The sequence below is a fragment of the Roseibium sediminicola genome, from assembly GCF_023156505.1.
GTDB lineage: Bacteria > Pseudomonadota > Alphaproteobacteria > Rhizobiales > Stappiaceae > Roseibium > Roseibium sediminicola.
This window is the reverse complement of record NZ_JALNMJ010000002.1, coordinates 320,995-335,573: the sequence shown is the minus strand read 5'-3', so window position 1 is coordinate 335,573 and position 14,579 is coordinate 320,995. Positions and strand designations below refer to the sequence as shown.

Here is a 14,579-nt window from a genome sequence, read left to right as displayed (position 1 = left end):
TGCGGCCACCGCTGTCCCGACTGATCGTCAGTTGTGTGCAAGCCTCCCGCCTGCCGCGGCTTGTTGATGACTGGCCTCGTCCCGGATCATCAGGTCGACGGCGACACCGGCGGCAATGGCTGCCGGATGTTTCGATTTGAGCGCCGTGACCCCGACCGGGCAGACCATGTTTGCGATAAGTGTTTCGTTCAATCCCCGTGATTTCATACGTTTCTGGAACCGCGCGCGTTTGGTTGCCGATCCGATGACCCCGCAATAGGCAAACCGTTGCTGTAGCAAGGCGCGTGCCATGATCTCTTCATCGAGCGCGTGCGAATGGGTCATCGCCAGAACGAATGCGCCGTCCGGTGCCTCGTCCAGCTGGGCCGCCGGATCTTTCACCGCGATCTTGCGGACATTGGCCGGAACCGGCCCTGGAAACTGCTCCGCGCGGCTGTCGATCCAGAAAATCTCGAATGGAAGCGGCGCCAATGCCAGCACGAGCGCCCTGCCGACATGTCCGGCACCGAACAGAAATAGCGGCCGCCGGTCAGTCCCGAACTGTTCAATGAGAAGCGCTTCGCCGCCTTTTTCATCATCCTTGAGGGTGAACAACTGATCCGAAGGCTCGTGATGGAGCGTGCGTTCCCCTGCCCGGCCGTCTCCCACCTGAACCCTGGTTGTGAACGCTGTTCCCTTTGCTTCCAACGCTGCAAACCGGCGCGCCTGGCCAAGCATTCCGGCTTTCATTGTCTCAATGGCGATCTGGGCCCTGCCGCCACAACACTGGCCGAGATCCGGTCCGAGGGACACGCTCTGGAGAAAGAACCTGGCGTTGTCGCCCCGCAGTGCGCCGACCGCCTTTCGAATGGCCTCGAATTCCAGTGTGCCGCCGCCGATCGTGCCGTGAAAGCTTCCGTCCGGCCGCACCACCATGCGCGCCCCAGCCTCGCGCGGCGTCGAACCGTCGACGCGGGCCACCGTGACGAGCGCGCATGCGCCGTCCCTTTCCAGGCAATCGGTGATGTTGGCCCAGACCCGCATCAGGCGTGTTTCCTCCTGCGCATGTCCTGGACAGCTTTCATGATGGCTTCAGGGGTCGCCGGAGCGTCCAGATCGGGCACTTCCCCCGGCGCCAGACTGGCGACCGCGTCATTGATCGCGCAGAACACGGCGTTGGCCAGCATGACAGGCGGTTCGCCGACCGCCTTGGAGCGATAGACCGTTGCCTGCGGATTGCCGCTGCCCTCATAAAGACGGACGGTAAACTCCTCCGGAATGTCGGAGGCGGTCGGGATCTTGTAGGTGCTTGGCGCGTGGGTGCGCAGGCGGCCCTTGCCGTCCCAGACAAGCTCCTCGGTGGTCAGCCAGCCCATGCCCTGCACGAAACCGCCCTCGATCTGGCCCATGTCGATCGCCGGGTTCAGGGAATGGCCGACATCATGCAGGATATCGACCCGGTCGACCGTCATCTCGCCGGTCATGGTGTCAATGGTGACTTCGGCACAGGCGCCGCCAAAGGCAAAATAGTAAAACGGCCGTCCTGTGGCGCTGTCCCGGTCCCAGGTGATGCCGGGCGTCGCATAAAAGCCGGCATGGGACATCTGGATACGGGCCATATGGGCCTGCTTGGCAATTTCCGACAACGCAAAGCTCTGATCACCCACCAGCACTTTGTTGTCACTGAAATGAATGGCCTCGGCGCTGCATTGATGCTGCTCGCACAAGAAGGTGATCAGGCGCGCCTTGATTTCCTTGGCCGCCAGCTTGGCAGCCATGGCGTTGAGATCCGTGCCGGAGGAGGCCGCTGTCGGCCCGGTGTTCGGAACCTTGGACGTGTTGGTCGCGGTGATCAGGACCTTGTCGAGCGTGATGCCGAATTCCTCGGCGACCACCTGGGCGACCTTCTGGTAGAGCCCCTGCCCCATTTCCGTGCCGCCATGGTTCAGATGAACGGAACCATCGGTGTAGAGATGGACCAGCGCTCCGGCCTGGTTGAGATGTTTCAGCGTGAAGGAAATGCCGAATTTTACCGGCGTCAGGGCCAGGCCTTTTTTCAGGATAGCGTTTTCCGCGTTGAAGGCGCTGACATCCTCCCTGCGCGCCCAATAGTCGGAGCTCTGCTCCAATTGGTCGATCAGGTCATGCATGACCTCATATTCCTCGACAGGCATGCCATAGGGCGTCAGGTTGCGTTCACCGTCGTAGAAATTGAGCTTGCGGATCTCCAGCGGGTCCTTGCCGAGGCGGATGGCGATCGCATCGATCATGCGCTCGGCCGCCAGCATGCCCTGCGGACCGCCAAAGCCGCGAAAGGCGGTGTTGGAACAGGTATCGGTGCGCAGGCGCCGGGAGCGGATCAGGGCGTCGGGATAAAAGTAGCTGGAATCGGCATGAAACAGCGTACGGTCATTGACGCCGAGCGAGAGATCGACCGAATAACCGCAGCGGGCCAGAAACTCCATGTCTACGGCACGAATCCGGCCTTCGCCGTCGTGGCCGACCTTCCAATTGACTTTGAAATCATGCCGCTTGCCGGTCATGATCATGTCGTCGTCCCGGTCGAGGCGCATTTTGCAGGCCTGGCCAGTCTTGTTTGCCGCCAATGCGGCGAGCGCCGCCCATTGGTTGGCCTGGGATTCCTTGCCGCCGAAGCCGCCACCCATGCGGCGCACTTCCGCCGTCACCGCGGCATCCGGCACGCCGAGCACCTTGGCCACCGTGTGCTGGATTTCAGTCGGGTGCTGGGTGGAGGAATGGACCAGCATGCCGCCGTCTTCCTGCGGTTGGGCCATGGCGACCTGGCCTTCCAGGTAAAAGTGTTCCTGTCCGCCGATCCGCATGGTGCCGGACTGGATCGTCTCGGCGGCGGTCATGCCCGTCTCGGGAGAACCTCGGCGGAACTGGTAGTCGGGTAGAACGGTGATGTCCGCATCGACAGCATCGTCCACCGTCAGGATCGGAGTGATCCCGGCAACCTCGATCCTGGCCTTCTGCGCTGCCTTGCGGGCCTGGTCGCGTGCTTCCGCGACCACAGCGAACACGACCTGGCCATGAAACAGGATCTCGTCCTTGGCGAGCACCGGATCGTCGCCAAAGGCGGAGGAACAATCGTTGGTTCCGGGCACATCCTCGGCAGTCAGCACCGCAACGACTCCCGGAGCGGATCGGACTTCGTCAAGATCGACCGACTGGATCCGCCCCCGGACCGCATCGCGCGCCCAGCCTGGAACCACGTGCAGCGTTCCGGTCGGTTCGACCATGTCGTCGATATAGGTGGCGGTGCCGGACACATGTTTGGCGGCGCTGTCATGGGGCAACGCCTTGCGGACGGATTTCAGTGGGCCCGTCATGCCCTCGGGATCAAGCGGCGCGGTCATTGCCAGTCTCCCGTCTTGCCAGAACCCGGACCTGCTCCGGCGCGGTTCCGCTCATTTCCATCAGCGCCTTGGCGAGCAGCGCCCGGGCGGTTTCCATCCGGTATTCCGCGCTCGCCCGCATGTCCGTCATTGGTGTGAAATCGGAGAGCAGCGCCTGCATTGCCGGCCCCCAGGTCGACGGATCTTCCAGAGACGCGCCGGTCAGCGCGGCTTCCGCCGCCGTTGCCCGTTTCGGCGTGCCGGCCATGCCGCCATAGGCGATGCGCGCCTCAGTGACCGTACCTTCCTCGTCGGCGGTCAAGCGCACGGCCGCCATCACCGAGGAAATGTCCTGATCGAACCGTTTGGAAATCTTGTAGCAGCGGAAGGCCTGGTTGGCTGACAGGCGCGGAACGAACAGACCGGTGACGAATTCTCCGGACTGCCGGTCCTGTTTGCCGTATTCGATGAAGAAATCCTCGATCGGCAGCGCACGTGAGCTTTCTGCCGAGCTCAACTCCAGTGTCGCGCCAAGGGCAATCAGTGCCGGCGGCGTGTCGCCGATGGGCGAGCCGTTGGCGATGTTGCCACCGACAGTGCCGGAGGCGCGCACCTGCTTGGACCCGATCCGCCGCCAGAGTTCGCCGAGATCGGCGGAAATTCCGGTCATGGCCTGTTCGGTCGCCTGATAGGTCGCCGTTGCGCCGATCAGAACCCCCGAGGGGCTTTCCTCAACGCGGTCCAGGCCTTCGACGCGGCCGAGCCAGATCACTTTCGGAAACTCGCGAAGCTGCTTGGTGATCCACAGACCGACATCCGTGGCACCGGAGACCAGTGTTGCGTCTGGATGCTGGCTGTAGAGAGCGGCCAGCCCGTCAAGGGTCGCGGGAGCGGAAAAGAACCGGTCGCTATCGCCGATGAAGACGTCGCTGCCGTCCGAGAGCACCCGCAGCTGTTCCCGTGTGTCCTTGGCCCGCCAGGAAAAGGCGTCATCGGCGGCGTCGAAACATGCCTCCAGGGCAGCATCGACGATCGGCCGGTAGCCGGTGCAACGGCAGAGATTGCCCGCCAGCCAGTCGGTAACCGTCTTGCGGGACTTTTCCTTGCCCTCGGCATGGTAGAGCGTGAACAGGCTCATGACGAAACCGGGCGTGCAGAAGCCACACTGCGAGCCGTGCAATTCGACCATGGCGGACTGGACGGGATGGAGCCTGTTGTCTTCCGCAAGATCCTCGACAGTCACAAGTTCGGCACCGTCGATCATGCCCAGGAGCTGAATGCAGCTGTTGACCGGCAGATAGACGAGCCTGCCGTCGACAATCCGGCCGAGCGCAACCGTGCAGGCACCGCAATCGCCTTCGCCGCAACCTTCCTTGGTGCCGGTTTCGCGGCGGCGCAGGCGCAGGTAATCAAGCAGGGTTTCCGTCGGACCGACGTCCTCAAGTTCGACGATCTTGCCGCCTTTCAGGAAACGGATGGTGTCGCGCATCAGACGGGCCCTCCTATTCCAGAAAGGCAAGCGGGCGACGAGAGAAGACTTGTCCTGCCTCCGAGCAAAGGCATCAGAGGACGTTCCTTAAAGCCATCAATGGGCTTCCCCAGGGCAGTTTCCGGACCGTGCGGTATCAAACGCGCCATCGGTTGTCTCCCTCCTGCGGCGCTCTGCCGCAAAACTGTCACAAAAAATGTGCCTTAAAAAAACACAGAACCAAAGCGCTCATTTGAGACCATGATGATGCCTAAATGGCATCAAGTGCCGGCAGTTGATCCCTTAGAGCGAACACGGCATGGTCGAAAAACATCCCAGGCGCAAGCGCCAGTGCGCGTAGGGACGAGGTTACCACACACAGACGGTCCGCCTGAAGTGGCTTATCGGTCAAGGGTTTAAAGATCAAGGTGCCGTTAGCGATCTCCTCCTCGCAGCCAATCCGGGTCTGGAAGCCAATCACCTGTTCCTCGCGGGCCAGCGCCCGCATCAGCCGCAGGGAGTTGGCCTCCACATAGGTGCGGGAGGCTCCCGGAATACTGCGGCGGACCACGTCGATCCGGGTCCTGAGCGACAGGCCCTCCGCCGGCAGCGCAACAGGATATTTCAGGCAATCGACCAGACTGAGACCCCTGGCCTCCGCCAGCGGGTGGTCCGGCCGCATCAGCGCGCCGATCACCAGGTCATGGTGGAAGGCTATCGTCAGCGCGGAAGTGTCCGGCGGATCGAAGGTGAAGCCGACATCGGCTTCCGCGGCTTCGACTTTGCGGGCGGCCTCCTGAGACGAGGAAATCGACACGTTGACGTGAATGCCGGGATAGCGGCGCCGGAAGCCGCTGATAACGGCCGGCAGCAGCTTTTCCGCGACGCTTTCCACGCTCGCGATGGAGACCGTTCCCCGGCGCAGGCCTTTCAGGGCATCCAGTTCCGCGACCGTACCTTCAAAATCGGAATAGGTGCGGCGGATATGGGCAAGCAGCAATTCGCCGGCCTGACTGAGGCGCAGGCGGCGGCCGACCCGATCGAACAATTGCAGGCCGAGGGCCTCCTCCAGCCACAGCACCTGGCGGTTGACGGCCGACGAAGCCACATTGAGTTCGCGCGAGGCAGCCCGGATCGAGCCAGCCTCCGCGACGGCCAGGAAGTAGCGCATGGCCGGGCTGTAGAGATTGCGCGACAGATCCTGGGCCCGGCCGGACAACATGGGAAGACCCTTACGGAATCAGCACGGTGGTGCCGGTGGTCTTGCGCCCTTCCAGATCGATATGGGCCTGGGCGGCGTCCGCCAGCCGGTATTCCTGGTTGATCTCGATCTTGACGATGCCTTTTTGCACCACGTCGAACAGATCCCCTGCAGTCGCCTCGAGCGCTTCGCGGCTGGCGATATAGCTGAACAGGGTCGGCCGGGTGGCATAAAGCGATCCCTTCTGGGCAAGCAGCGCCAGATTGAAATCGGTGATCGGTCCGGAGGACTGGCCGAAGCTGACCCAGAGACCGCGCGGTTTCAGGCAATCGAGCGATCCGGGATAGGTGTCCTGTCCGACGCTGTCATAGACGACATCACAGCCCTTGCCGCCGGTAATCTCCTTGACCCGCTCAACAAAATTCTCGGTTCGGTAGTTGATCATGTGCTGGTAGCCATGGGCCTTGGCGAGCGCGATCTTTTCTTCCGAGCCGGCCGTGCCGATCACGGTCGCGCCGAGATGGGCGGCCCATTGTCCGGCGATCAGGCCGACGCCGCCCGCCGCCGCGTGGAACAGCAGTACAGTCTCCGGACCGACCTTGAAGGTCTGGCGCAGCAGATACTGCGCGGTCATGCCTTTCAGCATCATGCCGGCAGCGGTTTTGTCGTCGATGCCTTCCGGGATCACCACCAGCCGATCGGCAGGCACCAGGCGTTCCTGGGCATAGGCACCGAGCGGGCCGACATAGGCGACCCGGTCGCCGGGCTGCAGGTGGCTTACACCCTCGCCCACTGTCAGGACGACGCCGGCACCTTCATTACCCGGGCTGAACGGCGTGCCGTTCGGAGCCGGATAGAGGCCGGAGCGGAAATAGGTGTCGATGAAATTCAGGCCGATGGCCGTGTGACGGATGCGGGCCTCGCCCGGCCCGGGTTCGCCGACCTCGACCTGTTCCCAGCGCAGAACGTCCGGACCACCGGTTTCATGAACACAGACAGCTTGAACCATTTTTCATCCCCGGAGCATTGCCGGGACAGCCGTCAGAGGCTGCCCGCGTGTGAGTCTCGGAGGAACTTTAATGGCTCAGACGGCTGCCGGAAAGGCCGTACGGGCAAAGATGTTTTGCCTTTACAGACGCGTTGCCGCGCCTCAATCGACCCGGTCGAGCAGCTGCTGAACGGCGGAAACGCCGAAGAGGTAAAAGCTCGCCGCCGTAAAGAGCGTTGCGGAAACACCGGTCAGCGCCATGCCGTCCAGAATGGCAAGGGCGGCAAGGCCCATCCACAGCAACGTCACCGGCAGGGTGACGAGACGCCAGCGGCGCACGCGCACCGGATGCACGAAGCGGATCGGTGCGAAGGTCAGCGCGCAGCAGAGCAGGACGAAAAAGATCGTGAAGGTTTCGGAGGGCGACAGCACCATCAGGCCGAAGACCACCATGTTCCAGCCCGCCGGAAAGCCCTTGAAGGATCCGTCCGGTGTTTTCATGCCATTGTCGGCAAAATAAAGCGCACCGGTGAAGACGACGAGGCCACCGCAGATCCAGTTCCAGGGTGAGGACAGCATCAGGCTCCAGGACAGCGCGAAGGCCGGCAGAAAAACATATGTGGCATAGTCGATGACAAAATCGAGCGATGCGCCAGACCAGCGCGGCAGCCTCTCGGCAATGTTGTAACGACGGGCGAGCGGGCCATCGATGCCATCGACAAAAAAGGCCAGGCCGAGCCAGGCGAACATCTCCGCCCAATTGCCCTGGGCTCCGGCCAGAAGTGCGACCAAAGCGATCGGGGCGCCGGACGCTGTCAGGATGTGGATCAGGAACAGGGCAGGCTCGGGTTTCTCTTTGCCTGGCGTAAAGTCCGTCACGGGGCTTCCCTCACTCACAAGAATTTTGCGCGATTGTTGTTCTGTCGTTAGCGCTTTCATTGCGTGAGGCTGTGGTTTTGCCCTTCGATCACACAGACGCTGACGATGACCTTTATTGCAATCGTATGACAGTGTGAACCGAAAAAACAGTCCCGTTTGGATTTCGCTGCCTTTTAAGCTGACAAACGACCGTTCAGGATCAGGTAAACCAGGAAGCCTGCCCAAGTCAGCAAGACTGCGCCAATTGCGTAGGGCAAGTGGCGGTTTGGAAAGGTTTTCTCGACGGCCATCACGCCGCCCAAAAGCGCTATCCAGAGAATGTTCATCAGCCCGACCGCGAACATCAACGTCATCACCGCCCAGCAGCAGCCGATACAGGCCCATCCCTGGACGATCCCCTCCCGAAAGCCGCTGACTGCTCCCGGTTGCACGGATCCGCCCGCAAACGCCCACCGGGGATACCAGCATCTGGCCAGGCAAGCCTGTTTTGCCGGCGTGAACTGGTAAAGACCGGCGGCGAACAGGACCGAGGTGGTCAACGCCAGGCTGGCCGGCGCCATCATATCCGTCAGCGCTCCCGCGCGCGACAGCAGCCACTGCGCCAGTGTGGCCAGCAGGGCATAGCCGAGCCAGACGGACAGATAGCCGAGTGCTGCGGCCATCCCGGCCAGTCGACCCGTCGGGGCCGAAGCCCCCTGGCTGGCCAGCTCCGAAGCGTAGCGCCGGAGCATCGGCAGCGCGGTGGGCAGCATCATGGCAAGCGCCATCATGGCCCACATCAAAAAGATCTTGAGGAGATCCAAGGCGCCCGCTTCCGCGCCCGGCATGCCGAAGGTCGCGCCCGCAGGCAGACACAGCGCGGCCAGAGCGGCCCTTGCCTCGGCAGGCAGGCCCGCGAACAGGTTGAACCTGTTGAAGATCGCCATGCCCGGTCCGGCTTCGCTCATATTCATGACAGGAACCATGTCGGCGACCATGGCCACAAGATAAGTCCAGCCAGCGAGACTGAGCAGCAAGACCAGCCCAAGCACGACCGGCCAGCCTCGCCCCGCGCCATCGGTGGTGGCGCCGTTATCCTTGAAGGAAGAAAGATTGCTCATCTGGGCCTTGTTCCGGGTGCCGGCCGAATAACATGGTGACCAGCCTTCACGGAACCATAAACGGGGTGTCCATGGAGGCCATTGATCTTTCTCATACAGAACCGGGCAATTGCAAACATGTGAAAAGTCAGGGCCTGCGTGTTTTGGTCCCGTTGCTTTCTGTGGTGGAAGGCGCACATTGTGCGAAACCAACGCGACAAATGGACGAGCCCATGGCGCAGACAAATCAGCCGGACATCTTCGATATTGCCGTTGTCGGTGGCGGACCATCGGGGCGGATCGCCGCCCTCACCCTGGCGCAGGCGGGATTTAGCTGCGCCCTGTTCGCGCCGCCGTCGGCCAAACCGGATGGGCGGACCACGGCGCTATGGCAGCAATCGATCGACCTTTTGCGCGACATCGGTATCTGGGCCGAGATCGAGGCAACTGCCGCTCCCCTGAAGAAAATGCGCATGATCGACGGAACCGGCCGCCTGTTACGGGCACCGGAAGTCACATTCGACAGTTCGGAACTTGGAATGGAAGAGTTTGGTTTCAATATCTTGAACTCAAACCTAAATGCAGTTCTTGAGATTTTTTGCGACAAGCAGGAAAACCTGACAATCGTTGGCGAGAGCGTTGAAGCCGCATGTTTCGACGGAAGTTGTGCCCGTTTGACCACCCGGGACGGACAGTCTGTCTCCGCCCGGCTCGCGGTTGCGGCCGACGGCCGCAATTCGTTCCTGCGGGAAACAGCCGGTATTGACGTCAAGCGCTGGTCCTATCCCCAGGTGGCTGTCGTGCTCAATCTGGAGCATCGCCTGCCCCATCAACACGTCTCGACGGAATTCCATACCGCCACAGGTCCGTTCACGCTGGTTCCCCTGCCCGGCCGCCAATCCGCGCTGGTCTGTGTCGAAACCGAAGACGGCGCGGCCAAACTGCTGGCGATGAAACAGGAGCAGCTTGAACGGGAGCTGGAGCGGCGTTCCCATTCCATTGTCGGGGCGTTCAAACTGGCCTCCAAGCCGCAGAGTTTTCCACTCTCGGGCATGAATGCAAAGACCCTGACTGGCGAACGCCTGGCGCTGATCGGCGAAACCGCTCATGTCTTTCCGCCGATCGGCGCCCAGGGCCTGAACCTGTCCCTGCGCGATATTCTGGACCTGCGCGACATCTTGCTTTCAGCACGTGTGAGACAGGCGGATCCCGGCTCGACCGCGGTGCTCTCCGCCTACGAGGCCAAACGGCGCGGCGATATCAAGACGAGAACCAACGCGGTCGATCTTCTGAACAGGTCGTTGCTGACCTCGTTCCTGCCGGTCCAGGCGGCTCGCAGCACCGGACTTTATCTGGCCGGGAAGTTCGGCCCCTTGCGCCGATTGCTGATGCACGAAGGCATGACGCCGGGCAGTTCGTTCCGGCCCGGCCGTCCGGCAGGCCGCCCGCCAGTCAACTCCTAACAGAGCTCCGCTTTCTTGAATGGTAGGTCAGCGCCATGGTGATCATCTGGCGCAGTTCCGGTTCGGGCAGCGGTTTATCCAGCCGGAAATGAACGCTGCGGTCGCCACCGAAGGTGATATCCGGAAACATGCCGCGCCAGTCGGAGACCAGCGACGACTGGCAATTGACATAAAGCGCGACATCGCCCGTAGCCGAAGTATCCCTGTCAATACGGATCGTGGTTCCGGTCTTCGGTTTGACGGTGAGATAGCTCGGCTGGCCCCATTTGAGCGTCTCTTGCAACGTGCCGACCGCGTCGTTCTCAGACGCGATCTCCAGGATCAGCGACCGGATTTTCAGCAAGACTATGCGCAGATCTTCCGGATAGCCATCCAACAGCGCCAGAACGTCTGGATTGTCTTTCACAGCCAAACTCCTGTCTTACAGAAACCCGCTCGTCAGGGCCCAAATGAAGCCTGTGACCGTGACAATGGACACGGCCGTCCCGATCAGCACGAAGCTCGAGGCCCGTTGGACATAGGTGCCGTATTGCTGGGCGATCACAAAGACATTGGTCGCCGGTGGCAGGCAGGACATCAGCACGGCCGTCGCGACCCAGAGCGGCTCGAAACCTCCGAGCCAACTCAGGAGCAGAAACACCAGCACCGGGTGCACCACGAGTTTGATCGACAGCACCAGCGGCAGTTCCAGCGGGACGCGGCCAAGCGGCCGGAGCGCGATGTTGACGCCCATGGCGAACAGTGCGCAAGGCGCGGCCGCGTTGCTGAGATAAAGCAGCATCGTGTTGATCGCCTTGGGTGGCTGAAACTCAAGCGCGGCCGCCAGAACGCCTGCAATCGTTGCCAGAATGAAAGGATGGGTGAAAATCCTGATCCCGATCTGCTTCAACGTGCCGAGGATGTTGTCATCGTCCGAACCGGCAAGAGCCATTAACAGCGGCGCCAGAATGAACATCAGCGCATTGTCGAAGGCAAGGATCAGCGCGGTTGGAACCGTCGCCTGTTCCCCCAGAACGGCAAGTGTCAGACCGGGGCCCATGTAGCCGACATTGGAATAGGCGCCGGCAATGCCGAGGATTGTGCTTTCACCGATATTTCCGCGCGTCGCGATTACGCCGATGCAGAAGGAAATCGCAAAGACGATATAGGTGGTAAAGGTCGTTGCGGCGACGAAGGATACATTGGCCAGCTGCTCGAACGGGGTCTCAGACAGAAGCCGGAAAAACAACGCCGGCAAGGCCAGATAGACCACAAAAAAATTCATCCAGCTCAGACCGGCTTCCGGCAGGTTGCGGAGTTTTCCGGCGGCAAAACCCAACAGGATCAGCCCGAAAAACGGGAGGGCCAGTGTGATGACGTCCTGCATTCGACTTCCAGGGTTGTTTGGCTATGCTCGGGTTTTCATTCGGGTGGGTGTTGACGCTTGCATCTTGCGCCTGGCTTGGATAAGGACGCGTGACCTTTCAGTCTGCACCGGTGACCCGCATACCAATCAGGTCTGGGGCCGCACCGCAAGGGCCGAAACAGGCTGTTATGCACGGAATTCCCTTTCGTCGCGGCAAAACGTGAGAGTATTCGTTGCAAATGTCCCGGAAAAAGAGACAGCGCAAACATCCGAAACTGATCGCCGCCCAGAATGTCGTGGAAGGTCTCGCGCTCAATGCCGCGATCTGGCTGTTCCGGTTGATCCCGGTCGATATCGCGTCCGCCGTCATGGGCGCGTCCTGGCGCCGGTTGGCGCCTTTGAATGCACGCCACAAACGGGCCCTGAAACATCTCGAAAAAGCCTTTCCGGACATGGCGGAAAACGAGCGCGAGCGGATCGTGCGCGGCATGTGGGAAAATCTCGGCCGCGTGGCCGCGGAGACCTTTCACATCGACCGTCTGCTCAAGCAGGACTACCGCTTCGAGGCTATCGCAGACGAGATCACCGAAAACGTCCTCAACGGTACGCAGGCATGCCTGTTCGTTTCGTTCCACAGCGCGAATTGGGAACTGTGCGTGCAGCCGGCTGTCTGTCAGGGGCTTGAGATCACCGGAGTATACCAGGCGCTGCGCAATCCGGAGGCCGACAAAGCCCTCCGGGATCTGCGCAAGGACCTTTATAAAGGCGGCCTTCTCTCCAAGGGGCATCAGACCGCCCGCAAGATCCTGTCGACCTTGAAAACCGGCGGCGTTGTGGCCATGATGGGCGATCTCAGGGAAACCCGCGGCATCCAGGTGCCGTTCTTCGGCCGCATGGCCTATGCCAATCCGGTTCCCGCTTCCCTCGCCCGGGCCTGTAACGTGCCGATCGTGCTTGGCCGCGTCGTGCGCAAGAACGGCGTCCATTTCCAGATCGAGGGCCGCGCGATTTCCGTACCGGTCACGGACGATCGCCACAGCGACATTGAAAAGGCCACCGCCGAGATCCACGCGATTTTCGAAGGCTGGATCCGGGAGCATCCAGAACAATGGATGTGGATCCACAAGAAGTGGGCCCCTCCCGGCAAAACCTCTGCGCAGAAACAGGCCCGACGCGCTGCCACCGCCAAGGCTGCGCGCGCTTCGGAGTGAGTTTTCGATCCTTCTCCTTTCGGGGTATGGTTGCAGCGCAGCATTGACGTTATAGCTATGCGTTTAAAAGGTGGAGGACAGCCGTTTCATGAAAACCCCCAGCGCATTCTACAAGCCGCTTGCCATTGGCGCTCCGCTCCCGTTCCGGGAGCGTCCGGTCACACTGGAGCGCATGATTCACTTCGTGCCGCCGCATGTGGAGAAGATGCGCGCCAAGGTGCCTGACCTGATCAGCAAGGTCGATGTTGTGCTCGGCAACCTGGAGGACGCGATTCCCGCCGACGCCAAGACCGACGCGCGCAGAGGTTTCATCCAGATGGCGCAGGACAATGAGTTCGGTGCGACGGGCCTCTGGACCCGGGTGAACTGCCTGAACAGCCCCTGGTTCCTGGACGACCTGATGGAGATCGTACCGGCGGTGGGTGACAAGCTCGACGTCGTCATGCTGCCCAAGGTCGAGGGTGCCTGGGACATCCACTACCTGGATCAGCTGCTGGCACAGCTCGAAGCCAAGGCGGGCCTCACCAAGCCGATCATGATCCACGCCATCCTCGAGACGGCGGAAGGTGTCAAGAATGTCGAGGAAATCGCTGCCGCCAGCCCCCGCATGCACGGCATGAGCCTCGGACCGGCGGATCTGGCGGCCTCCCGCGGCATGAAAACCACCCGTGTCGGCGGCGGTCATCCCGATTACGCGGTCCTCTCCGACGGTGCGCAAGACGGTGCACGCACCGCCTACCAGCAGGATCTCTGGCATTACACCGTCGGCAAGATGGTCGATGCGTGCCTCTCCTATGGCCTGAAACCGTTTTACGGTCCCTTCGGCGATTTTTCCGACATGGCCGCATGTGAAAGCCAGTTCCGCAACGCGTTCCTCATGGGCTGCCTGGGCGCCTGGTCGCTGCATCCGACCCAGATCGACATCGCCAAGAAGGTGTTTTCGCCCGATCCGCAGGAAGTTGCTTTCGCCAAACGGATCCTGGAGGCCATGCCGGACGGCACGGGTGCGGTCATGATCGACGGCAAGATGCAGGACGATGCAACCTGGAAGCAGGCCAAGGTGATTGTGGATCTGGCGAAACTCGTTGCATCCAAGGACAGAGAGCTGGCCGCCGTCTACGGTCTTTAGAAATTCGCAAGGCTCCAGCGCTAAGGTTTAATGTTACAACGCTTGCAAGCAGGCCGCCAAAACGGTATCCCGGCATTGCATGCACTAAGCGGACGAAGAACCATGCGTACGGCAAAATTCAGAATTGGTCAGGTCGTCCGGCACCGTATCTACCCCTTCCGGGGCGTGATCTTCGATGTCGATCCGACCTTCAGCAACACGGAAGAGTGGTGGAACGCGATCCCCGAGGATGTGCGTCCGCTGCGCGACCAGCCGTTCTACCATCTCCTCGCGGAAAACGAGGAAACTGAATATGTTGCCTATGTCAGCGAGCAGAATCTCGAGCCGGACATGACCGGTGAACCGGTCCGGCATCCGCAGGTCGAAGAGATCTTCGAGGAACAGACAGACGGCTCGTATGTGCCGCGCAGTGTCGAAATTCACTGACGTTTCTTTTTCAAGCTTCAAATGAAAAAGGCCGGATCTCGGATCCGGCCTT

13 protein-coding genes are annotated in these 14,579 nt (G+C 61.4%); 4 read left to right on the top strand and 9 right to left on the bottom strand.

Annotated features, from left to right (window positions below):
- Positions 1-27 precede the first annotated feature (27 nt).
- From xdhC to M0H32_RS04490, 7 genes are all read right to left on the bottom strand, one after another.
- Entirely contained in the window at positions 28-1,023 is a 996-nt protein-coding gene (xdhC, locus tag M0H32_RS04520) for a xanthine dehydrogenase accessory protein XdhC (protein ID WP_248151214.1), read from the bottom strand.
- A complete protein-coding gene (xdhB, locus tag M0H32_RS04515) occupies positions 1,023-3,359 on the bottom strand; it encodes a xanthine dehydrogenase molybdopterin binding subunit (RefSeq protein WP_248151213.1) in 2,337 nt (778 codons plus the stop codon). The genes xdhC and xdhB overlap by 1 nt, the downstream gene beginning before the upstream one ends.
- On the bottom strand, positions 3,343-4,827 hold the full coding sequence (gene xdhA / locus M0H32_RS04510) for a xanthine dehydrogenase small subunit (RefSeq protein ID WP_248151212.1): 1,485 nt from the start codon (positions 4,825-4,827) through the stop codon (positions 3,343-3,345). Before xdhA ends, xdhB begins: the two co-directional genes overlap by 17 nt.
- 250 nt (positions 4,828-5,077) lie before the next feature.
- Positions 5,078-6,028, bottom strand: a complete 951-nt coding sequence (locus tag M0H32_RS04505; protein WP_248151210.1) for a LysR family transcriptional regulator — start codon at positions 6,026-6,028, stop codon at positions 5,078-5,080.
- Between the two features lie 10 nt (positions 6,029-6,038).
- On the bottom strand, positions 6,039-7,016 hold the full coding sequence (locus tag M0H32_RS04500) for a quinone oxidoreductase family protein (RefSeq protein WP_248151208.1): 978 nt from the start codon (positions 7,014-7,016) through the stop codon (positions 6,039-6,041).
- Positions 7,017-7,157: 141 nt separating this feature from the next.
- Positions 7,158-7,874 carry a CDP-alcohol phosphatidyltransferase family protein gene (locus M0H32_RS04495; protein WP_248151206.1) on the bottom strand — a complete coding sequence of 239 codons (717 nt, stop codon included), beginning with the start codon at positions 7,872-7,874 and terminating at the stop codon, positions 7,158-7,160.
- A 173-nt stretch (positions 7,875-8,047) separates the two neighbouring features.
- Entirely contained in the window at positions 8,048-8,974 is a 927-nt protein-coding gene (locus M0H32_RS04490; RefSeq protein ID WP_248151204.1) for a DUF2182 domain-containing protein, read from the bottom strand.
- Between the two features lie 212 nt (positions 8,975-9,186).
- Between M0H32_RS04490 and M0H32_RS04485 the strand changes: the two genes are divergently transcribed.
- On the top strand, positions 9,187-10,416 hold the full coding sequence (locus M0H32_RS04485; protein WP_248151201.1) for a UbiH/UbiF family hydroxylase: 1,230 nt from the start codon (positions 9,187-9,189) through the stop codon (positions 10,414-10,416).
- Here the strand turns inward: M0H32_RS04485 and M0H32_RS04480 are convergent.
- Positions 10,406-10,822 (bottom strand): DUF1801 domain-containing protein, encoded by a 417-nt coding sequence (locus tag M0H32_RS04480; RefSeq protein WP_248151198.1) that lies wholly within the window; start codon positions 10,820-10,822, stop codon positions 10,406-10,408. The genes M0H32_RS04485 and M0H32_RS04480 overlap by 11 nt on opposite strands.
- A gap of 15 nt (positions 10,823-10,837) precedes the next feature.
- On the bottom strand, positions 10,838-11,782 hold the full coding sequence (locus M0H32_RS04475) for an AEC family transporter (protein ID WP_248151195.1): 945 nt from the start codon (positions 11,780-11,782) through the stop codon (positions 10,838-10,840).
- A 218-nt stretch (positions 11,783-12,000) separates the two neighbouring features.
- Between M0H32_RS04475 and M0H32_RS04470 the strand changes: the two genes are divergently transcribed.
- The 3 genes from M0H32_RS04470 (at position 12,001) to hspQ (ending at position 14,527) form a co-directional block, all read left to right on the top strand.
- A complete protein-coding gene (locus tag M0H32_RS04470; RefSeq protein WP_248151193.1) occupies positions 12,001-12,972 on the top strand; it encodes a lysophospholipid acyltransferase family protein in 972 nt (323 codons plus the stop codon).
- Between the two features lie 88 nt (positions 12,973-13,060).
- Positions 13,061-14,101, top strand: coding sequence for an HpcH/HpaI aldolase/citrate lyase family protein (locus tag M0H32_RS04465; RefSeq protein WP_248151190.1), 1,041 nt, complete (start codon positions 13,061-13,063; stop codon positions 14,099-14,101).
- Between the two features lie 102 nt (positions 14,102-14,203).
- Positions 14,204-14,527 carry a heat shock protein HspQ gene (gene hspQ / locus M0H32_RS04460; protein ID WP_248151187.1) on the top strand — a complete coding sequence of 108 codons (324 nt, stop codon included), beginning with the start codon at positions 14,204-14,206 and terminating at the stop codon, positions 14,525-14,527.
- Positions 14,528-14,579 lie beyond the last annotated feature (52 nt).